22 protein-coding genes are annotated in these 20285 nt (G+C 59.4%); 3 read left to right on the forward strand and 19 right to left on the reverse strand.

Going from position 1 to position 20285, the window contains the following annotated elements; genetic code table 11:
* Positions 1-246: 246 nt before the first annotated feature.
* The gene (locus Q4B98_RS09510; RefSeq protein WP_303197046.1) at positions 247-1125 is read right to left on the reverse strand and encodes a hypothetical protein; all 879 of its coding nucleotides are present in this window, start codon (positions 1123-1125) and stop codon (positions 247-249) included.
* An 872-nt stretch (positions 1126-1997) separates the two neighbouring features.
* On the opposite strand from Q4B98_RS09510, the gene Q4B98_RS09515 reads away from it, so the two are divergent.
* From Q4B98_RS09515 to Q4B98_RS09525, 3 genes are all read left to right on the forward strand, one after another.
* A complete protein-coding gene (locus Q4B98_RS09515; RefSeq protein WP_303197047.1) occupies positions 1998-3131 on the forward strand; it encodes an alpha/beta fold hydrolase in 1134 nt (377 codons plus the stop codon).
* Positions 3132-3326: 195 nt separating this feature from the next.
* The gene (locus tag Q4B98_RS09520) at positions 3327-3542 is read left to right on the forward strand and encodes a CsbD family protein (protein ID WP_303197048.1); all 216 of its coding nucleotides are present in this window, start codon (positions 3327-3329) and stop codon (positions 3540-3542) included.
* A gap of 51 nt (positions 3543-3593) precedes the next feature.
* The gene (locus tag Q4B98_RS09525; protein WP_303197049.1) at positions 3594-4175 is read left to right on the forward strand and encodes a methylated-DNA--[protein]-cysteine S-methyltransferase; all 582 of its coding nucleotides are present in this window, start codon (positions 3594-3596) and stop codon (positions 4173-4175) included.
* Here Q4B98_RS09525 and dprA read toward each other — a convergent pair.
* From dprA to Q4B98_RS09615, 18 genes are all read right to left on the reverse strand, one after another.
* Positions 4070-5215 (reverse strand): DNA-processing protein DprA, encoded by a 1146-nt coding sequence (dprA, locus tag Q4B98_RS09530; protein WP_303197050.1) that lies wholly within the window; start codon positions 5213-5215, stop codon positions 4070-4072. The two genes, Q4B98_RS09525 and dprA, sit on opposite strands and share 106 nt — an antisense overlap.
* Positions 5212-6696: a YifB family Mg chelatase-like AAA ATPase gene (locus Q4B98_RS09535; protein WP_303197122.1), complete on the reverse strand. Its 1485-nt coding sequence runs from the start codon at positions 6694-6696 to the stop codon at positions 5212-5214. Before Q4B98_RS09535 ends, dprA begins: the two co-directional genes overlap by 4 nt.
* 35 nt (positions 6697-6731) lie before the next feature.
* The gene (locus tag Q4B98_RS09540) at positions 6732-7154 is read right to left on the reverse strand and encodes a YraN family protein (RefSeq protein WP_303197051.1); all 423 of its coding nucleotides are present in this window, start codon (positions 7152-7154) and stop codon (positions 6732-6734) included.
* 112 nt (positions 7155-7266) lie between these two features.
* Positions 7267-7578 carry a DUF2469 domain-containing protein gene (locus Q4B98_RS09545; protein WP_303197052.1) on the reverse strand — a complete coding sequence of 104 codons (312 nt, stop codon included), beginning with the start codon at positions 7576-7578 and terminating at the stop codon, positions 7267-7269.
* On the reverse strand, positions 7575-8243 hold the full coding sequence (locus Q4B98_RS09550; RefSeq protein ID WP_303197053.1) for a ribonuclease HII: 669 nt from the start codon (positions 8241-8243) through the stop codon (positions 7575-7577). Before Q4B98_RS09550 ends, Q4B98_RS09545 begins: the two co-directional genes overlap by 4 nt.
* Positions 8224-8937, reverse strand: coding sequence for a signal peptidase I (gene lepB, locus Q4B98_RS09555; protein ID WP_303197123.1), 714 nt, complete (start codon positions 8935-8937; stop codon positions 8224-8226). The genes Q4B98_RS09550 and lepB overlap by 20 nt, the downstream gene beginning before the upstream one ends.
* A gap of 245 nt (positions 8938-9182) precedes the next feature.
* Positions 9183-9536, reverse strand: a complete 354-nt coding sequence (rplS, locus tag Q4B98_RS09560; RefSeq protein ID WP_303197054.1) for a 50S ribosomal protein L19 — start codon at positions 9534-9536, stop codon at positions 9183-9185.
* Positions 9537-9808: 272 nt separating this feature from the next.
* Positions 9809-10582, reverse strand: a complete 774-nt coding sequence (locus Q4B98_RS09565) for a succinate dehydrogenase/fumarate reductase iron-sulfur subunit (RefSeq protein WP_303197061.1) — start codon at positions 10580-10582, stop codon at positions 9809-9811.
* On the reverse strand, positions 10579-12606 hold the full coding sequence (locus Q4B98_RS09570) for a fumarate reductase/succinate dehydrogenase flavoprotein subunit (protein ID WP_303197063.1): 2028 nt from the start codon (positions 12604-12606) through the stop codon (positions 10579-10581). Before Q4B98_RS09570 ends, Q4B98_RS09565 begins: the two co-directional genes overlap by 4 nt.
* On the reverse strand, positions 12606-13286 hold the full coding sequence (locus Q4B98_RS09575; protein WP_303197125.1) for a succinate dehydrogenase cytochrome b subunit: 681 nt from the start codon (positions 13284-13286) through the stop codon (positions 12606-12608). The genes Q4B98_RS09570 and Q4B98_RS09575 overlap by 1 nt, the downstream gene beginning before the upstream one ends.
* A gap of 180 nt (positions 13287-13466) precedes the next feature.
* Complete coding sequence (gene trmD / locus Q4B98_RS09580) at positions 13467-14186, reverse strand: tRNA (guanosine(37)-N1)-methyltransferase TrmD (RefSeq protein ID WP_303197127.1); 720 nt, start codon at positions 14184-14186, stop codon at positions 13467-13469.
* 2 nt (positions 14187-14188) lie between these two features.
* Entirely contained in the window at positions 14189-14743 is a 555-nt protein-coding gene (gene rimM / locus Q4B98_RS09585; protein WP_303197064.1) for a ribosome maturation factor RimM, read from the reverse strand.
* A 186-nt stretch (positions 14744-14929) separates the two neighbouring features.
* On the reverse strand, positions 14930-15208 hold the full coding sequence (locus Q4B98_RS09590; protein ID WP_303197066.1) for an RNA-binding protein: 279 nt from the start codon (positions 15206-15208) through the stop codon (positions 14930-14932).
* 2 nt (positions 15209-15210) lie between these two features.
* Positions 15211-15654 carry a 30S ribosomal protein S16 gene (gene rpsP / locus Q4B98_RS09595; protein ID WP_303197067.1) on the reverse strand — a complete coding sequence of 148 codons (444 nt, stop codon included), beginning with the start codon at positions 15652-15654 and terminating at the stop codon, positions 15211-15213.
* A 181-nt stretch (positions 15655-15835) separates the two neighbouring features.
* Positions 15836-16999 carry an amidohydrolase family protein gene (locus Q4B98_RS09600; RefSeq protein ID WP_303197068.1) on the reverse strand — a complete coding sequence of 388 codons (1164 nt, stop codon included), beginning with the start codon at positions 16997-16999 and terminating at the stop codon, positions 15836-15838.
* A 55-nt stretch (positions 17000-17054) separates the two neighbouring features.
* On the reverse strand, positions 17055-18638 hold the full coding sequence (gene ffh, locus Q4B98_RS09605; RefSeq protein WP_303197069.1) for a signal recognition particle protein: 1584 nt from the start codon (positions 18636-18638) through the stop codon (positions 17055-17057).
* Between the two features lie 173 nt (positions 18639-18811).
* The gene (gene ftsY, locus Q4B98_RS09610; protein WP_303197070.1) at positions 18812-20011 is read right to left on the reverse strand and encodes a signal recognition particle-docking protein FtsY; all 1200 of its coding nucleotides are present in this window, start codon (positions 20009-20011) and stop codon (positions 18812-18814) included.
* Positions 20012-20061: 50 nt separating this feature from the next.
* On the reverse strand, positions 20062-20229 hold the full coding sequence (locus Q4B98_RS09615; protein WP_303197071.1) for a hypothetical protein: 168 nt from the start codon (positions 20227-20229) through the stop codon (positions 20062-20064).
* Positions 20230-20285: the final 56 nt, after the last annotated feature.

A 20285-nucleotide genomic window follows, 5' to 3' on the forward strand; every position in this document is an offset into this window, starting at 1 on the left:
ACAGCGTCATTGGCTTCAGATTTGGCCTTCTCAGCTTCAGCGAGCGCAGCAGCGGCTTCATCGGCATCGTTCTTGGCAGCCTCTGCCGCCTGCTGTGCTTTCTTGGCAGCTTCCTCTGCGGCATCAGCAGCTTCCTGCGCTGCAGTCGCGGCCTGCTGGGCATCCGCGAGATTCTTAGCTGCAGTATCAGCCTTGGCCTGAGCTTCCTTGAGGGTATCTTGCTTGGCCTGCAGATCCTCAGCCGCCTCATCTGCTGCGGCTTGTTTTTGCCTGTGCGTCAGCCAGATCTGCTTCAGCAGCCTTCACCGCCGCCTCAGCGTCTGTCAAGGCACCGTCGTCATCGATACTTGCCTTGACGGCATCGAGATTGGCCTCAGCCTTGTCAAGCTCCTGCTGTTTCTCAGCAACATCCGCTGTCGCAGCGGCCAGCGCTTCATCAGCTGCAGCTTTTTCGTTGGCTGCGGTCTTGGCAGCTTCTGCTGCTTCTTGAGCTTCCGCCTTGGCTTTGGAAAGATCAGCAGCTGCATTCTCAGCTTTTTGTGCGGCATCGTCAGCTGCCGCTGAAGCCTTGTCCGCCTCCTGCTCCGCAGCCGCTAGCTCCTGCGCATCCGGTGCCGCTTTTTGAGCCTCAGCTAACTCATCAGCGGCCTTATCGTTCTTCTCCTGCGCCGCAGTCACCGCCGCGTCAGCAGCCGTCTTCTTTTCGGCAGCCTGCGTTACCGCAGCCGTAGCTTCCTCCACGATAACTTTAGCGGCAGCGTCGTCATCGGCGGCGTCAGCCTTTTTCTGCGCGAGCGCGTCTTCGGCAGCCTTTGCGGTCTCTTTGGCTTCAGTCTCGGCAACCGCCGCCTTTTCGGCTGCGTCTTCGTATGCCGTTACAGCTTCTTCGGTTTCTTCGGTGACCTGGGCTTCGGCTTCCTGCGCTTCGGCGAGATCTTCTTCGGCATCCGCTACGCCTTGTTCAGCGGAGGCAATCGGATCAGCGCTGCCTTCCACGTCAGTCTCGACAGGACCGGAAGCGTGAGAAGGGCCGGGTCCGGCAGCCTCTACTCCGTACGCGGTAGTAGACGCGATCAGGGTGATCCCTGCCGCTGCGAGTGCGGCAATTCTGTTAGATGCAGACATGATTCCTCAAGAAGTGGAAAGTACGGATACGAGGGATACGCTAACATCCGGTCCTTTGGAGCTCTCAAGCAGGGTAATAAATATAATTAATATCCGAATCACGTCGTTGTAATTCTGTTTTGTTGGTGCGTCGCCCTCGGGAGTCAGCACTCAATTTAGTGGGGGTGGCTTCAAGACAAACGAACCATACTGATATGATGTTTGGTTTTTGTCACTCTGAGAGACGGTTGGAGACGACGTCGCCTGATCGATGCGAGCCTGCCATGTCACCTGCCACGAGCGGCGTCGACGAGCCGACAAGGTCACACCTCACGATGATGGAGACACCAGTAAGACCCCACGAGATGAACATCCTAAATAGGCACTTTCACACGTCTTGATTTGACAACCACTCAACGACGGCTACCTTTAGGAAGAAAACGAGTGGCATGAGGCCATTGTGAGCCGTTTCAACTTGAACCAAGTTAAATATACTTGGCTTGCTGGATTCTACGGTTCGGCACTGCGGTTTTGACAGCGCACTTTACAAGGTTTCGTAGCGTCACCAGGACCGGCCGAATACCCCCGAATCACCTGCTCACCACGGCCATATGTCCACAACCAAGACCCGCTAAAGACACCCAAACCCGTGTTTCGCGCACCCAATCACCAAGAATACAGAACACGCGTTAATACACCTGATGGTCTCATATCGGGCCATTTTTTGGTAGGACTGAGCAAATGCCTCACACCCACCCTGGGACCTATGCACGAAAGATCAACTCTGCCGTTCAGCCCGGGAATGCGAACCCTCGGCTCATATCGTCCTGGGCATCAGAAGTGACCGTCACTCAGCGATGAGACGGGCACATACGACGCAGAGGAGCAACCTGATGTCATTACCACGCAAACTCGGCGCGCTGACGATTGCTGGCACCATGGCGGTGACCGGCATAACCATGACGACGCCGGCCCTGGCCGCCCCTGAAAGTGGTTCCCAGCCTGCGGCGACCGCTCCGGCAACCGACCAGGTGCAAAAGGAGACCGGCTACTTCAAGACCACTGACAAGCTTGGGACCAAGCTCTTCTATCGCAAGGACATCGTCCCTCATGCCAAAGGTGCCGTCGTTCTCGTCCACGGCCTGCTGGAGAATTCCTCCAACTATGAGTATCTGGCCAAGAGTCTCACCAAGGCCGGCTACAGCGTCTACCGTTTCGACAACCGAGGTCACGGCCGTAGTGCCGCCCCGTACGTCAACAACACGATCCCGCGCGGCCAATTCGATGACTGGTGGAACATTGAGTCCGACATTCACCAGGTGGTTCAAACCGCCCATAGCGAAAACGCCGACAAGAAGGTCTTCCTCCTTGGCCACTCGATGGGCGGTATCGCCGTCCAGTCCTACGGAATCATGTATCCGGGAACTGTCGATGGCATTATCTCCTCCGGAGGGGGCACTTTCGCCAGCGTTGACGGACCGAACACCGAGGGCGTCACCACCGTGACACCTGACAACCTCAACTTCTTTGCCCGCCATGCCCTACCTCAGATCAGCCAGGTGCTCCCGATGTCTGATCTGACGGCGTTCAATGGTCGTCTTGCCAAGGCTATCGTCAAGAATCCCAAGAGTATCCGGATGCCCTCAGGCCCGCTGTCTGATGAAATCATCCTTCCTGCCTACCCGCCTTACGGTTTGTGCTCCGATCCCGATGTCCGCACCGACCATTGGCAGAGTGACCCGCTGTACAACCACTACATCCGGCTCGGATTGGTCGAGCAGCTTGGTGTCGGTGAGGCTTACAACATCATGAATGCTCATGAGTTTGACACCCCAACCCTCATCATGCATGGCGAGAACGATGGTCTCGTCCCCAGCTACTTCGATGTGAACTGGTACAACGCCATTAACTCGAAGGACAAGAAGATCATCCAGTGGCATGGCCTCATGCACGAGATCTTCAACGAGCCAACCAAGGACCAGGTCATCAAGACGACCGTCGACTGGATTAATTCTCACAACCGCTGAGTCCGATCTACGGCTGAACCTCTACTCGTTCGAGTTCATAGGCTTACATCAGACTATTTCGAGAGTCGCACCAAGCGTATCGAAAGCTCAGATCACTCTTACACCACAGAAAACTGGTGAAACTTGGGTTACCCGGTAATATACGGTTAACTACGGGCTGATAAGCGGTCCCGAAACTGACGAAAGGAGCCACTCGTGGGCCTCAGTGACAAGATCAAGGGTAAGAGCGACGAACTCATCGGTGCTGCCAAGGAGAAGGCCGGTGACGCAACCGATAACGCCGATCTCCAGGCGGAGGGTGCCGGCCAGAAGGCTAGCGGCAAGGTGGACCAGGTCGTCGAGGGTATCAAAGACAAGGCAGCTGACCTCAAGAACAGCGTCCAGGCTGCTGCTGACAAGCTGAAGGACTGACGGATATAGGGGGCCGGGCACATATGGTGCCCGGCCCTTTATCATGCCCTCATGGCGATCCGTCACCTCGATACCCCGATCGGAGAGCTGACGCTTACCGCGACTCCCAACGGGCTGCTGCAAGTCTCGTTCCCCACAGCGCCGACACCTCTGGGAATCCCTGAACCGTCCGAACAACACGATATGTGTGAGGCCATCCTCGACGCTACGGCGCGCCAGATCAGCGAATACTTTTCCCGCTCCCGGGCAGCTTTCGACCTCCCTCTTGATCTGTCTACGGTGACACCCTTCAGGAGGCTCGTCCTCAACGGTCTGCTTTCAATTCCCTACGCTCAGACCATCAGTTACCGCGATCTGGCTGCCCTCATCGGGCATCCCCGGGCTGCCCGGGCCGTCGGGAACGCCTGCGCCACGAATCCACTGCCCATTGTTATTCCATGCCATCGGGTCTTGCGCAGTGACGGCGGACTCGGTGGCTACCTGGGAGGTCCCGTCATCAAACGATTCCTAGTAGACCTGGAAACCCGTCAGCCTCGCCTGCCGTCCCCAGCTATCGAGACCGACCAGGTGCCGTCCAGGCAACACGCCGCCAACCCCAACTGCTCGAGGACTGTCAAGGCAGCAGAGCACTGAGCCACCGGCACCCCTGCCGAGGCTGACAACTCGTCGAGCCCAGATGATCCATGGGCGGGGAGCGCCTCGTGAACAGCGAGCTCAGTCGCATCCAGCACATCGGTGGGAAGGCTATGGCCATCAGGTCTTTCAGGTTCAGGAGCGAGTTCTCCCACGATCCCGCGGACATCCTCGGCATCGCGGACCAAAATAGCTTCACCGTCGCGAATGAGCTTGTTTGTCCCGGTCGATCGGCTTGACGTTACCGGTCCGGGAACCGCCATGACGACGCGGCCTAGCTCATGCGCCCATGAGACGGTGTTGATCGCCCCCGATCGCCATCCGGCTTCAACAATGACCGTACCCGTTGTCAGCGCGGCAATCAGACGGTTTCTGGCCAGGAATCCCGGACGCGTCGGGTGTCGTCCTGGAGATATTTCCGAAACCAAAGCACCGGTTTGCGCAATGCGTTCCAGTACCGGGACGTTGCCCTTGGGGTATAAGACGTCCAGCCCACATGCCAGGACACCGATCGTGGTCTCGTTGGCCGACAATGCGCCACGATGTGCCGCGACGTCAATCCCAAATGCGCCGCCCGAGACGATGACATGGCGTCCGGTTCCGTCACGGTGTCCACGGGCAAGGTGATGAGCCATCTCCATGGCAACATCCTGGCCGTAGCTGGTAGCGGCGCGACATCCGACGATGGCAACCGACCGTTCTGATGCTTCTTGGAGACGTGCCGGGCCGCGAACCCACAAGCCGATGGGTGCTCCGCCCAGTCCTGATCTCTCTATCCACGACAGGTCGTGGAGCCGGAGCGGCCATTCCTCGTCTGTTGGAATGAGGAATCTCAGCGTGGCTTTCTCCGCCCGCGCAATCATCTGGTCGACATCGGTCTTGGTGGCACGCTCATGCCACCTCTCGTCGGTATCAGCCAGCAGGTGGTACCACAGGTCTTGTGCTGTCAAGTCCTTCAGCCGCCCGGCCATGGCGGTATCCCCTGGCTCAACAACAGCGGTCAGAGCCGCACGTGCCACCCTCTCGTCATCCCATGTCATCGCAGTCGTCCTCGTCTCATCCCCAAGGCTTCGGCGACACAGGCCTTGTCTACCTCGTCCTTGCCTTCTATATCCGCGACCGTCCATGCAAGTCGCAGTACCTTGTCCACTCCGCGTGCTGTCAGCCGACCAGTAGTCAAGGCATCCTCGATAATGCGGGTGGCGTCGTTGGCCGGCAGCATCTCGCGCAACACCTTCCCGGGCACCTCCGCATTGCATCTCCACGGCATTCCCTGCCAGCGGCGCGCTGCCCGCAGCCGGGCTTCAGCTACTCTGTCGTGCACGACGGCACTGGACTCTCCCGCTGGCAGCGTCGAGGCGTCGAGCAGATGAGCCGAGGTCAGTGGACGCATACGTACGGTGACATCAACCCGGTCAAGGATGGGTCCGGATAACCGACCCGAATAGCGCCGAACCTGCTGAGGAGTACACGTGCAGCGCCCGGATGGATCGTCAGCCATTCCGCATGGGCATGGGTTGAGTGCCATCACGAGCTGGAATCGCGCTGGGAAGGTCGTATGGGCTTGAGATCGACCGATGACAATTTCTCCTGTCTCCAAAGGCCCGCGCAGCGAATCGAGAACCTTGGGAGCAAACTCAGGGGCCTCGTCAAGGAAGAGGACACCTCGGTGGGCCAGAGAGATGGCACCAGGCTGCGCTATCCGTGCTCCCCCACCGACCATGGCCGCCATCGACACCGAGTGGTGCGGCTGGGCCAGCGGTGGCCTGGTTATGAGGTGCCCGCCCCCTCGGCCTGCCAGCGAGTGCAACGCAGTCACCTCAAGAGCGTCGCGGTGATCGAGACGAGGAAGAATCCCGGGCAGGCGTCGTGCCAGCATTGATTTTCCGCACCCTGGTGCTCCCCGAAGCACGATGTGATGGCGTCCAGCTGCCGCAACCTCGAGAGCTCGGCGTGCTTCCTGTTGGCCGATGACCTCCGCCATATCCCCCAGTGTTGGATCTGTGTCAGCCGTCTGGGTCTCCGGCTCATCGGCTAGCAACACAGGACGACCGTGCAAGACTTCGATGACATCACGCAGATGATGGACCGGCCAGATCGTCAGACCTTCAACGAGGCTTGCCTCACTGCGCTGACGTGCTGGCACCACGGCCCGCTCAAAACCTGCTTCCCGGGCCGCCAACAGAGCAGGAAGCACTCCACGTACCGGACGGACCCGTCCGTCTAGCCCCAGTTCTCCCAGCAGAACCGTCGAGGTGAGCAAGGTCTGAGGGATTTTGCCATCGGCGGCGAGGGTTGCGGTCGCAATCGCCAAATCAAAGTGAGTTCCGGCCTTCGGTAATCCGGCTGGTGTCAGATTGATGGTGAGAACATTGCTCGGCCAAGACATCCCGGTGGCGCCAACAGCGGCTCGACACCGATCTCTCGCCTCATGAAGAGCGGTATCGGGCAGGCCGACGAGTACTGTGCGTGGCAATCCCGACGAGATAGCCGCCTCGACCTCGACCATGGAGCCTTCCATCCCCACCAAGGCGACGGACCAAGCGCTTGCCCCGGTCACCGGATACCTCTCACATGCGTGATCGTCGGTTGTTCACCTGGCCGCGCCATCACCCCGATGGCGTCAATGCGTATTGAGTGAACCGGGTCTTCCTGGTTGACCAACCAGGCCAAGGCAAGTTCGTTGAGCTTGCGGACCTTCGTCTTTGTGATGGATTCCAACGGATCACCGAACCCGGTGCCTGAGCGGGTCTTGACCTCGACGATGACGACCGTCTGGTCATCGTGCGCGATGAGGTCAATCTCTCCCACATCGCACGCCCAATTACGGGCGATGATCGTCCACCCGAGGGATTCCAGGTATTCGGCGGCAATGTCCTCGCCCCACGCTCCGAACGCGGGTCTGCCGCCACGACGCCCACGCAAAGCTGCTCCGCGAGGGGTCGTTAGTTCTGCCGACAACGGTTTGGGTGTCATCATGCACCACCTCCGACAACAGTTGTCGTCGAAAGAATGCCGATTATTCAGTTATCCACAACACAAGTGCCTTCTGCCATAAACGCCACGAGTTGTCCACAGGCAATGTCGTCACTTACTTCGGGGGAACCTCGTCAAAATCGGGATGGACGATCTCCTCGATCGACACGTCACGGAAGGTGAGGATTTTGGCGCTCTTGACGAATCGGGACGGTCGGTACATATCCCACACCCAGGCGTCTGCCATGGACACCTCGTAGTAGACGTCACCACCCTCAGTGCGCACTTTGAGGTCAACGATGTTGCACAGATAGAACCGTCTCTCAGTCTCTACGGCATATTTAAAGATACCGACGACGTCCTTGTACTCGCGGTAGAGTTCAAGCTCCATGCGGTTTTCGTACTGTTCCAGATCTTCGGCGCTCATGATGAATGAAGCCTAGCCGCTCGTCGAACGTTCGCGTAGGTCATTCTGTGCTGGGACGACGGCCCCAATTCCTCCAGGCGCTGCTGATGCGCAGGTGTCGAATACCCTTTGTGGACAGCGAAATCGTAACCGGGGATCTCGTCATCCATGGCGATCATGATCCGGTCTCTGGCTACTTTCGCCACGATCGACGCCGCCGCGACACAGGCACATACCGCGTCGCCCTTCCACATTCCCAAGTCGGGAACCGTCAGTCCGTCCACTGGGAATCCGTCCGACAGCACGTAGCCAGGCTCGACCTCCAGCCTCGCGACGGCGCGTCGCAACGCGCTGATGTCAGCTTCTTGTATCCCCAGCCGGTCACATTCATCAGCCTCTACTCGCACCCATGACACAGCCAGCGCCTTATCCATGATGACGTCGAACAGTCGCTGTCGTCTGGTAGCTGACAAGGTCTTGGAATCAGCAAGCCCGTCGATTCGTGCCGACCGGCGATCGTCGAGAATCACTGCAGCGGCAACCAAGGGTCCGGCACACGCTCCCCTGCCGGCCTCGTCGCACCCGGCAACTGGACCGAGTCCTGCTCTCGTCAAGGCCCTCTCATGGCCCCTCGGCCCAGATCCGACGCGCACCGTCACGGCGTTGTCACCGAGGTGAACAGTCATCGCCGACGCAAATGCGTGCCTTGTCCGGGGCTGAAGCCGAACGGTCGGGGATGTCCTTAAAGGTGTCAGGTGTTCCTAGCCCATCAATGCGGTTGAGAGGCATGAGAATGGCCTTTGCTGGCCCGACAACATTGTCAAGGGGAACGAATCCGGGAGCGCCCGTGTACTCATCAGGGTCAAGATCTTGGATGTGATAACGCGAATCTCCTGACGCATTACGGTGATCCCCCATCACGAACATCCGGTCCTTGGGAACCGTGACTTGGAACGTCATCGCCGATGGTTCAACCATCTGGCCGTTTTCGGAGTACAAGTAGGAACGCTCGTCAAGGGCTTTCCCGTTGACAGTCACCTGGCCGTTGGCGTTGCAGCAGGCAACGGTGTCCCCGGGCATACCGATAATGCGTTTAATGAGATAGGTGGAACTCGTATTGGGCAGCAGACCGATGAACTCCAGAACCTTGCCCGGTGCAGAACGGCGATCTTGAGCGGCTGGAAGCCAGTGCTCGGTGTCCTCGAACACCACGACGTCGCCACGGTGGAAATCTGCTGCTTTGACGGCTACTACCCGGTCACCGACCTGCAGAGTGTTCTGCATGGACTTGGAGGGAATGACGAACATCTGTCCGACGAAGGCACGCAAGATTGCCGAGATGACGAGAGCCCCGACAATGATAAGGACAATTTCGATCACCCCAGATCGAAATTTCTGCCATCCCGTCTGCGGCGCGGTATCGGCACCCGGTTTCTTATCCCGGGAGGCCCTTCGCGGGTTGTAATGATCCGCCACGGCGAAACTTCTCCTCTTCCCCCGGGGGCCTTCCCGTCGGGTCCCACCTTGAAGTGTAACTAACGTACAGCCCGCTTTATCGCGAGCCAATCATCGACGTGCAAAACGGGGCCTCGCCACCGCGAAACCCCGTTCCTGTCAAGACGATGTCAGCGAGCTGCGCCCCTCTCCTTGATCTTCGCAGCCTTGCCGTGCAGACCGCGCAGGTAATACAGCTTGGCGCGACGCACCGCACCGCGACGGTCAACCTCAATCTTGTCAATGATCGGGGAGTGCAACGGGAAGGTACGCTCGACACCAGTTCCAAAGCTCAGCTTGCGGACGGTGAAGGACTCCTGGACGCCACCACCGGTACGCGAGATGACGGTTCCAGCAAAGACCTGAACACGAGTGCGACTGCCCTCGACAACCTTGACGTGAACCTTCACCGAGTCGCCGGGGCGGAAGTCGGGAATATCGTCACGCAACGACGCCTTGTCGATCTCGTCGATGATGTTGCTCATGGTGTTTCCTCGCCGGTGCCACAGGCCACCTGGTGTTCGAATTCACAAGATGTAGTCCCCCGTGTTCCAGACGATCCCCCTGTGGCAGGAGCCGGGCACGGACAACAGCAGATGATTTTTCCATACTTGACGGCCACACACCAAATCTTCACTGCGCCGAATTATCACCGCCACCTTGTTGTTGCAGCACATTGTCGCGCTCACCATTACCCACACAACCGGCGGACCCCAACACCTGTGGTGTTGGGGCCCGCCTCGTTGTGGGGTAGAACTCAGTCGTCCTTACCGTCGTGTTTGAACAGCGAAGCGATGAGGTCACGGTTCAGCTGGCTGATGGTCTCCAACGGAATACCCTTCGGGCACACCGCCGCGCACTCACCAATATTTGTGCAGCCGCCAAATCCCTCAGCGTCGTTCTGGGCAACCATGGCCTTCACACGACGCATCCGCTCTGGCTGGCCCTGCGGAAGCATGGCCAGGTGGGTGATCTTCGCCGAGGTGAACAACATCGACGAGCCATTCGGGCAAGCAGCCACGCAGGCACCGCACCCGATACAGGTAGCAGCGTCGAAGGAGCGATCGGAGCGCTTCTTGTTGATCTGGACGGAGTGGGCATCCGGAGCGGCACCGGTATTCACCGAGACATAGCCACCGGCCTGGATGACGCGGTCGAGAGCCGAACGGTCCACGATGAGGTCACGCAGAATCGGGAAGGCACCCGACTTCCAGGGCTCAATCGTGATGGTCGAGCCATCCGCAAAGGAGCGCATATGCAGCTGGCAGGTCGTGGTACGCACCGGCTGGGCGACACCCATGCCACCGTGCGGTACCCCGTTAATGACGACACCACACTGGCCACAGATACCCTCGCGGCAGTCCGAGTCGAATGCCACCGGATCCTCGCCCTGAGCGGTGAGGTTCTCATTGAGCAGGTCCAGCATCTCGAGGAAGGACATATCGCCGGAGACACCGTCCAGGGTGTACTCGACCAGACGGCCCTGATCCTGAGTATTGCGCTGGCGCCAGATTCGCAGGTTGATCTTCACTTGTAGCTCCTCTGCTTGACCTGGATGGACTTGTAGACGAGCGGCTCCTTGTGCAGGGTCGGTTTGTGGCCCTCACCAGTCCACTCCCAGGCGGCGACGTACTGATACTGGTCGTCGTGACGTAGGGCCTCACCCTCGTCGGTCTGGGACTCAGCGCGGAAATGACCGCCACACGACTCGCGACGATGCAAAGCGTCGATACACATCAGCTCACCAAGCTCCAAGAAGTCAGCGAGACGTCCGGCGCGCTCGAGGGTCTGGTTAAGCTCCTCGTTAACACCGGTGACCTTCACATTGGTCCAGAACTCGTTGCGCAGGTTGCGGATGAGACCAATGGCTTTGATAAGCCCGGCCTCGTTGCGCTCCATGCCGCAGTACTCCCACATGATGTGGCCGAGTTCCTTGTGGATCGAGTCGACGGTACGGGCGCCGTTAATTGACAGGAGCTTGTTGATACGGCTCTCGACGGCCTGACGAGCCTCGACAGCAGCCGGGTGCTTCTCGTCCACCTTGTCGAACTTCGGGGAATCGGCCAAGTAATCGGTGATGGTGTTGGGGAGCACCCAGTAGCCATCTGCCAGACCCTGCATCAGGGCCGAGGCACCAAGTCGGTTCGCGCCGTGATCGGAGAAGTTGGCCTCGCCACACACGAACAGACCCGGGATGGTCGACTGCAGGTCGTAATCGACCCACAGCCCGCCCATGGTGTAGTGCACAGCGGGGTAAATACGCATGGGAACCTCGTAGGGGTTCTCGTCGGTAATCCGCTGGTACATGTCGAACAGGTTGCCGTACTTCTTCTCGACGGCGTCCTTGCCCATCCGCTCAATGGCCTCGGAGAAATCGAGGTACACACCACGGGCGCGCATATGCTCGGTGCCGTCGGCGTCGACCTCACGAACCTTCGGGCCGACGCCGCGACCCTCGTCACAGCGGTACTTGGCCTGACGAGAGGCGATGTCACGGGGAACCAGGTTGCCGAAGGACGGGTAGATCCGCTCCAGGTAGTAGTCGCGATCTTCCTCGGGAATGTCGCGCGGATCCTTCTCACAGTCCTCGGCACGCTTCGGCACCCAGATACGACCGTCGTTACGCAACGACTCCGACATCAGGGTCAGCTTCGACTGATTCTCACCGTGTACCGGGATGCAGGTCGGGTGAATCTGCGTGAAGCACGGGTTACCGAAGTAGGCACCCTTGCGGTGAGCACGCCACGACGCGGTGACATTGCAGCCCATGGCGTTCGTCGACAGGAAGAACACGTTGCCGTAACCACCGGTGGCTAGGACAACGGCGTCGCCGAACCACTCCTCGATCTTGCCGGTAACCATGTCGCGGGTCACGATTCCACGGGCCCGACCATCGGCAACGATGAGTTCGACCATCTCGTGACGAGTATGCATATGAACAGTTCCGGCATGGACCTGACGCTCAAGAGCCTGGTAAGCGCCGATTAGCAGCTGCTGACCGGTCTGGCCACGAGCGTAGAAAGTACGCTGCACCTGAACACCACCGAAAGAACGGTTGTCAAGCAGACCGCCGTACTCGCGAGCAAATGGAACGCCCTGGGCGACGCACTGGTCGATGATGTTTGCGCTGACCGCTGCCAGACGGTAGACGTTCGTCTCGCGGGAACGGTAGTCGCCACCCTTAACGGTGTCGTAGAACAGGCGATAGATGGAATCACCGTCGTTCTTGTAATTCTTCGCGGCGTTGATACCGCCCTGAGCGGCGATGGAGTGGGCACGGCGTGGCGTGTCCTGGTAGCAGAAGTTCTCGACGTGGTAGCCGGCCTCGCCAAGGGTAGCCGCAGCGGAACCGCCTGCCAGACCAGTACCGACGATGATGACGGTCATCTTGCGTCGGTTGGCCGGGTTCACCAAGCGAGAGGTGAACTGACGATCAGGCCAGATCTTTTCGATCGGAAGGTCGTGGTTGGCCTTGGTGTCATGAATCTCGTCGCCAACCGTCCAGTACTGGTCGGCCAGAGCGGCGTTGTTATTCGACGTAGCTGTTGCAGTCATCAGGAGATCACCCCGAACAGGATCAGGAAGGGAGGAACCATGAAGCCCACGAGGATCACGATGGCGACGATCCAGGAGCACACGCGCAGCACAGCGCGAGCAGTACCGGAGACGTTGACACCGAGAGTCGCGAAGGCGCTCCAGAAGCCATGAGAAATGTGCATACACACCGCGATGATGGCGATGAGGTAGATGAGCACGTACCACCAGTGGCTGAAAGCCGTAAGCAGCATGCCTGCTCGACCGGCCTCTTCAGTCGGTGGATTGTTGAGCAGGTCAGGGCTGATGGTGAACTGCAGCAGGTGAAGGATGAGGAACAGGAAAATAATCCAACCGCCCCAGTACATCGTGCGAGCCGCGTAGGTGTTCTCCGGAGACAGATTCTTCTTGACGGAGTAACGGCCAGCGCCACCAGTACCGATACGACGCTGTTTGGTCACGCGGATCGCCGACCAGATGTGCAGCACAATGGCCAACAACATGAAGATTCGGAAGATCCACAGGAACGACTCACCCGGAAGGATCGGGTTCAGAATCGTACGGAGGTAGCTGGCGTAGTGGTTGAAATCCTCGTTGCTACCGAGCAACTTCAAGTTGCCGAACATGTGCATGAGCAGGAAGAGGATCAAGATGATACCGGTGACGGCCATGAGGGCCTTCGCCGCGACAGTTGATCGCACCGCTCTCTGATGAGTAGTAAGTGTTGTAGTCCCCACGGCGTAAAGACTATCCAATAAACAGCCCCTTTGCGCCACTAGCCCAAGGGTTTTCAAAATCTCGCGATAACCACCCTCTGACTAGGGGATTCATCTCGTATTAACGCAACATTATTGGTTCGAATTTAACGAGTTACAGGGTCGTCAATGACATGCCCGCGAGCGCGAATCAGTCAAGTCGGGACGTCGATCCTGCGTCAGCCGCAGCGACTCCTGCCGTCTCCACTCGGCAATGCGAGCGTGATGGCCACTCATGAGAATCTCGGGGACCTCCATCCCCCGCCACGACACCGGACGTGTGAACAGCGGGTACTCCAATAACCCCTCTTGGCCCGGGGAGAACGACTCCTCCGCGAGCGACTCGGGATTACCCATAAAGCCGGGGATCAGACGGACGATGGCCTCAGTCATGGCCAGGGCAGCCACCTCTCCCCCGTTGAGGACGTAGTCTCCCAGGCTCAGCTCATGGACACTCCACATGGTTCGGGCGTAATCGATGACTCGATGGTCGATACCTTCATAACGTCCACAGCAAAAGACGATTCGCTCGACCGTTGACAACTGCTGTGCACCAGCTTGAGTAAACGGGACACCGGAGGGGGCCGGAAAGACGACGTGGATCGACGGGTCAGACTCAGTGCCCATGATTTCGTCAAAGGCCTCACCCCACGGATCAGGTTTCATCACCATGCCGGCACCACCACCGCACGGTGTGTCGTCGACAGTGCGATGACGATCGTGGGTCCACTCGCGCAGATCATGGGCATGGACCTCAACCAGGCCGTTGCTGGCTGCTTTCCCCAGCAGAGAGATATCCAGAACGTCGAAATACCCCGGGAAAATCGACAGGTAGTCCAGCCTCATCGTCACCTCGCTTCCTCGGCGTCGTCGTCGAGAAGTCCAGGGATACTGGTGATAACGATGTGTCCAGCCCCGACGTCAACGGTGGGAACGAGCTGACGGACAAAGGGCACCAAGTGTTCCTGGCGGTCACGATCCTCACCGTCAACATCAATGGCAAGCACGTCCTGGGCCGGCATATGAAGAATCTCCCTTACCGTTCCCCGCCTCTGACCGGACTCGTCGACGACTGTCAGCCCGCGCAGCTGACGATCCCAGAACTCTTCTGGATCGGTTGGCTCCTCGTCAGCCCCGACATCAACCACCAACACCGAACCACGCAGGTCTTCAGCACCATTTCGATCAGTGACCTCTTCGAAGGCGACGATCAAGCTACCTTTGGCCCAGCGTGACCGGACAACCGTCAGCTCCCGCCGCTTCCCCTCGACACGAACCGTCGCACCGATCTCAAACCTCTCGTCGGGCTCGTCAGTACGAACCTCGACGACAACGTCACCACGCAGGCCGTGAGCGCGTCCCACTCGTCCAACAACAACTTCCACCGTTGTCTGCTCTTCCACTGTGGCTCCTGAAGCTCATAGGTGTTTCCGCGCCTGCGGTTGAACAAAAGATCGAATACGACTCTGGGCCGCAGCCCCGTCTACGCGGGGACCGCGACCCAGAGTGTCAATTCATTGAAATGTCACTTCATTGAGTGCCGATTCACTGGTCAGAAGATCGGTGCCAGTTCTCAGCCGACCGACGGTTCAGCGACGACGGCCACGGTGATCGGAACGGCGTCCCGAGCCTCGGCGGTCGACGTCAACGAAGTCGATTCTGATCTGCTCATCACCGGCCAAGGCACCGATGACCGTGCGCAGCGAAGAGGCCGTACGGCCCTGACGACCGATGACCTTGCCGATGTCGGAGGGGTTGACACGCACCTCAAGCATCCGGCCGCGTCGCAGGTCCTTCTCCCGAATCCGGACATCATCGGGATTGGCGACGATGCCGGAGACGAGATGTTCCAGGGCGTCGGCAAGCACGATCAGGCCTCGGCCTTCTCGTCGGAATTCTCCTCAGCCGCTGGCTTGGCAGCATCTTCTGCGGCGGACTCATCAGCCTTCTTGGTGATGGCCTCTCGCGGAGCCTCGTCAGCCTCAGCCAATGCGGCGTTGAACAGATCGTCCTTATTTGGACGCTCAGGCTGGGGTATCACGCCGGAGGGCGAGGTGTCACCAGTGAACTTCTGCCAGTCACCTGTCCGCTTGAGTAGAGCAACAACCGCCTCGGTCGGCTGAGCTCCCACGCCGAGCCAGTACTGGGCGCGCTCAGAGTCGATCTGAATGACCGACGGGTCATTCTTCGGGTGGTACTGGCCGATCTCCTCGATGGCACGACCGTCACGCTTGGTGCGCGAGTCCATGACGACGACACGGTAGTGCGGGGTACGGATCTTGCCGAGACGCTTCAGACGAATCTTGGTAGCCACGTGTGTGGTATCTCCTGTAGTAAGACGCCCGGGATAAAACCCGGGAAGTTGCGGGTGAGCACGAATCGCGATGTGGGGACATCGCAACCGAACTCGGATGGAACCGTCCGTCGGTTAGAGAGGGCACCCAACGGACAGAAGCTCTCGACATTGTGCCACATCCGGGCCGTCAACGCGAGTTTCACCGAATGACCACGCGCCCTCGCAACAGGATGTACTCAGGAGATTCCAGCACTGTGACGTCCGTCCTCGGGTCGCGATCAAGAACGAGAAGGTCAGCGGAGTCACCGATGTTCAGCTGTTCACCGCCAAGCCAGGCGCGTGCCCGCCACGATGCTGCCCCCAAGGCCATCTCCGCTCCCCCGACGGCAGCCAGCAACCGAACTTCAGAGGAAATGAGTCCATGCTTGATGGTGCCGCCAGCGTCGGTGCCGGCATAGATCGGAACCCCGGCGTCAAAGGCCTTGCCGATGGTATCCATGCGGTGAGCGTGGAGATGACGCATATGCGCTGCATACGTGGGGAACTTGGCTTCAGCCTGGGTCGCGATGGACGGGAAAGTCTCAATATTGACCAGAGTCGGGACCAGTCCGACGCCACGCTCGGCCATGGTCGAGATGGTGTCGTCCGTCAAGCCGGTGCCGTGCTCAATGCAGTCAATCCCTGCGTCAACAAGCTGTGCAGGAGCTTCCTCGGAGAAACAGTGGGCCGTGACACGGGCACCGAGTTCGTGAGCGCGCGCGATGGCGTCTTTTGCAACATCGGCAGGCCACAACGGTGCCAAATCCCCCTCAGCGCGGTCAATCCAGTCACCGACAAGTTTGACCCACCCATCGCCTGATCGAGCTTGGCGGTCCACCTCAGCTACCAAGTCTTCTGGATCGACTTCCGCTGCGTAGTTACGGATATAGCGCTTGGGACGGGCGATGTGACGCCCGGCACGAATAATCCGAGGTAGATCGTCGCGCTTGTCAATCCAATGAGTGTCGCTCGGGGACCCGGCATCGCGAATGAGGAGGGTGCCAGCTCGCGTCTCCGTACCTGCCTGTTCTTCCGCAGTCTCCCTATCGACGGCACCGTGACGGTCCAAACCGATGTGGTTATGAGCGTCGACCAGGCCCGGAATGACCCAGCACCCGTCAGCGAGAGTGCGAGCACCTGGCAACGGTCCCGCGACGAGAACACCGTCGTGAACCCAGAGTTCACGCTCTTCACCTTCGGGCAGGACGACTCCTCGGATCCGCAAATCTTCGGCAGGAGCCGTGTGGGCCTCAGGGGCGATATGGGTGTGGGTCCACCCGTCGTGACTATGAGTGTGGAATAGCGGCTGGGGGTCCTCGGTCATGCCCCCATCGTGGCACGAGGCCGCAGCATGGCGAAACGCCAAACCTGCAACGAGATCAGCGCGGCCCCTTCTTGGTCTGGTTAAACATCTGCTGCATTGACGGGGGCATCTTGAATTCGCTCATCGCCTTCTGCAGGTCTTCCTGACTGGGCTGTTGGCCCTGGAGACCGAATGCCGCGCCGCTGTCCTGACGAATCTTCTTTCCACCCTGGCGGGCCTGGGCTGCGCGCTTGGCTGGGTTACCCGAACCCTTGCGATTCTTTTGCTTCTTCTTGGAGCGCTTGGAACCGCGTTTGGCCATTGACCCCATCATACGGCCAGCTCCTGGACCCATCATCTGACCCATCTGGCCCATCATTTTGCGGGCCTCGACAAATCGGTTGACGAGGTTGTTGACATCGCGGACCTCCACGCCGGAGCCCTTGGCGATACGGGCACGGCGCGAACCGTTGAGAATCGACACATCGGCACGTTCTGCCGGAGTCATAGCGCAGATGATGGCCTCAATACGGTCGATTTCGCGCTCGTCAATGTTCTCGATCTGGTCTTTCACCTGCCCCACACCGGGCAACATCCCCATGATCTTCGACATTGGACCCATGCGGCGCATTTGGCGCATCAGCCCGAGGAAATCGTCAAGACCGAACTGCCCCTTACCAGCCATGAGCTTCGCGGCTGCGGCCTGGGACTGCTCCTGGTCAAAGGCCTTCTCCGCCTGCTCGATGAGGGTGAGCATGTCGCCCATATCGAGAATGCGTGACGCCATCCGATCGGGATGGAAAACGTCGAAATCCTTGAGTCCCTCACCTGAGGAGGCGAACATGATCGGTTTGCCGACGACTCGGGCGATCGACAGGGCGGCACCGCCTCGGGCGTCACCATCAAGTTTGGTGAGAACAACCCCGTCAAAGCCAACACCTTCTTGGAAGGCCACTGCGGTGTTGACCGCGTCCTGACCGATCATGGCGTCCACAACGAAAAGAGTCTCGTCGGGGTTGGTGGCTGACTTGATGTCAGCTGCCTGGGCCATCATCTCGACGTCAACACCCAGACGCCCGGCGGTGTCGATGATAACGACGTCGTAGAGCTTGCGTTGTGCCTCAATGACGGCATCACGGGCCACTTGGATGGGATCACCAACACCATTCCCAGGCTCGGGAGCAAAGACATGTACCCCAGCCCGCTCCCCGACGACCTGCAGCTGAGTGACGGCATTGGGTCGCTGAAGGTCGCACGCAGCCAGCAGCGGAGAGTGCCCCTCTTCCTTGAACCACCGAGCAAGTTTGCCGGCCAGAGTCGTCTTGCCGGCACCTTGTAGACCAGCGAGCATGACGATGGTCGGCGGGGTCTTCGCAAACCGAACGGTGCGGGTCTGACCGCCGAGGATCTCCACGAGTTCCTCATTGACGATCTTGATGATCTGCTGAGTGGGGTTGAGCGCCTTCGACAGTTCCTCACCGTGGCAGCGTTCCTTGATCGCAGCGACGAATTCCTTGACGACTGAAAGATTGACATCGGCCTCAAGGAGGGCAATGCGAATCTGACGAGTCGTCGCATCAATGTCGGCATCAGTGAGACGCCCCTTGCCGCGCAATCCTTTGAACGTTGATGCGAGGCGGTCTTGGAGAGTGTCGAACACGGTTGTCCTTCAGCGCGCTAGATCCTTACCGGGACAGCCTACCGTCCCGGTCTGACATGATGATTCGGTGCGAGGTCAGGTGCCCACCACATGCTGGTGAACACAGGACAGGCGCACCGGCAAAAAGCAACCGGCAGCATTCTTGGAAAGCATCACACCACCTGGGGTCGGCGTCACTGGCCGGAAGGCTCATCGCCCATCAGGCCGGTAACGAAATCCTCGGCGTCAAAGGGAGCAAGGTCGTCGGGACCTTCACCCAGTCCGATGAGCTTGACCGGGACTCCCAGCTCACGCTGTACCTGCACGACAATGCCGCCCTTGGCAGAACCATCAAGCTTGGACAGCACAATTCCGGTGACATCGACGACCTGAGAGAAAATACGGGCCTGGGTCAGACCGTTCTGGCCAGTGGTGGCATCGAGAACGAGGAGCACCTCACTGACGGGGGCGAGCTTCTCGATGACGCGCTTGACCTTGCCCAGTTCGTCCATAAGGCCGGCCTTGGTGTGAAGGCGACCCGCAGTGTCGACGAGTACGACGTCAACGCCTTCGTCGATACCAGCCTGAACTGCCTCGTATGCCACCGAGGCAGGATCGGCTCCCTCGTCCTTACGGACAGTCCGTACTCCTACCCGCTCACCCCAGGTTTCCAGCTGCTCCCCAGCGGCGGCACGGAAGGTGTCCGCAGCACCGAGAAGAACCGTCTTGCCTTCGGCAACGAGAACTCGGGCTAACTTGCCACAGGTAGTCGTCTTGCCGGTGCCATTGACACCAACCATGAGAACGACGGCAGGCTTGCCCTCGGGATGGTCAAGGTTGATGGTGCGATCCATAGTCGGCCCGACAAGGCCGACAAGTTCGCGGTGCAGCACCTCCCGGGCGTGAGCCGGGTCGGACACGCCGTCAATCGCCAATTCAGAGCGCAATTTCTCGACCAATTCGGTAGTCGGGCCCACGCCCAGATCAGAGGTGATGAGGGTAGTTTCGAAATCGTCCCAAGTGTCGTCGTCGAGTTTGTCGGCGCTCAGAAGCTCTGCCAATCCACGGGCCAGAGCGTTGTTGCTATTGGCCAGACGACGGCGCAGTCGCGCCATTCGTGAGCCCGCCGCCTCCGGGGCCTCGACCTCAGGTTCAACGGGAATCTCAGCTTCAGCAGGAGCCTCAGGTTCGGCGGATGGAGCAGGGACTGCACCTGTCTCAGGCTTCGCCTCAGCGGTGGTCTCGGGTTCCTTCGTCGGGGTCTGCTCTACCTCCGCTGGCTTGGAACTCTCGCGTAAAGCCTTACGTCGCGAGACACCAGCAGTGATGGCGGCAACCACCGTCGCGAGGACGAGGATGGCAACAATGATCCAAATCAGGTAAGTCGGGTCCACGTCCGCCGATACTAGCCGCTCACCTCACGGCACCATAGATGCGCAACTCCTCACCGACGTCGCACGCCGCTGAGATCCTCCCCCACCCGGGTGGCGGTATGACGCCAAAAACTCCCATCGGAACCATCACCAGGATGGCGCAGACCAAACATCACCATGGCGCAGACTCCCAGCGCGACTGCCAGGATAAGAATCATCGCAATGATGAATACGATCATCCGAGCACACCTCTCCGTTAACGGGACTATTTCAGGGTACCTGATGAACGCTGGTT

Source organism: Cutibacterium sp., from assembly GCF_030525615.1.
Classification (GTDB): Bacteria; Actinomycetota; Actinomycetes; order Propionibacteriales; family Propionibacteriaceae; genus Cutibacterium.

What these genes read in the sequence shown, in the direction of transcription:
- Q4B98_RS09510 (WP_303197046.1), bottom strand. Translation starts at nt 1,125, where the DNA reads ATGTCTGCATCTAACAGAATTGCCGCACTCGCAGCGGCAGGGATCACC.
- Q4B98_RS09515 (WP_303197047.1), top strand. Translation starts at nt 1,998, where the DNA reads ATGTCATTACCACGCAAACTCGGCGCGCTGACGATTGCTGGCACCATG.
- Q4B98_RS09525 (WP_303197049.1), top strand. Translation starts at nt 3,594, where the DNA reads ATGGCGATCCGTCACCTCGATACCCCGATCGGAGAGCTGACGCTTACC.
- dprA (WP_303197050.1), bottom strand. Translation starts at nt 5,215, where the DNA reads ATGACATGGGATGACGAGAGGGTGGCACGTGCGGCTCTGACCGCTGTT.
- Q4B98_RS09535 (WP_303197122.1), bottom strand. Translation starts at nt 6,696, where the DNA reads ATGGAAGGCTCCATGGTCGAGGTCGAGGCGGCTATCTCGTCGGGATTG.
- Q4B98_RS09540 (WP_303197051.1), bottom strand. Translation starts at nt 7,154, where the DNA reads ATGATGACACCCAAACCGTTGTCGGCAGAACTAACGACCCCTCGCGGA.
- Q4B98_RS09545 (WP_303197052.1), bottom strand. Translation starts at nt 7,578, where the DNA reads ATGAGCGCCGAAGATCTGGAACAGTACGAAAACCGCATGGAGCTTGAA.
- Q4B98_RS09550 (WP_303197053.1), bottom strand. Translation starts at nt 8,243, where the DNA reads ATGACTGTTCACCTCGGTGACAACGCCGTGACGGTGCGCGTCGGATCT.
- rplS (WP_303197054.1), bottom strand. Translation starts at nt 9,536, where the DNA reads ATGAGCAACATCATCGACGAGATCGACAAGGCGTCGTTGCGTGACGAT.
- Q4B98_RS09570 (WP_303197063.1), bottom strand. Translation starts at nt 12,606, where the DNA reads ATGACTGCAACAGCTACGTCGAATAACAACGCCGCTCTGGCCGACCAG.
- trmD (WP_303197127.1), bottom strand. Translation starts at nt 14,186, where the DNA reads ATGAGGCTGGACTACCTGTCGATTTTCCCGGGGTATTTCGACGTTCTG.
- Q4B98_RS09600 (WP_303197068.1), bottom strand. Translation starts at nt 16,999, where the DNA reads ATGACCGAGGACCCCCAGCCGCTATTCCACACTCATAGTCACGACGGG.
- Q4B98_RS09615 (WP_303197071.1), bottom strand. Translation starts at nt 20,229, where the DNA reads ATGATCGTATTCATCATTGCGATGATTCTTATCCTGGCAGTCGCGCTG.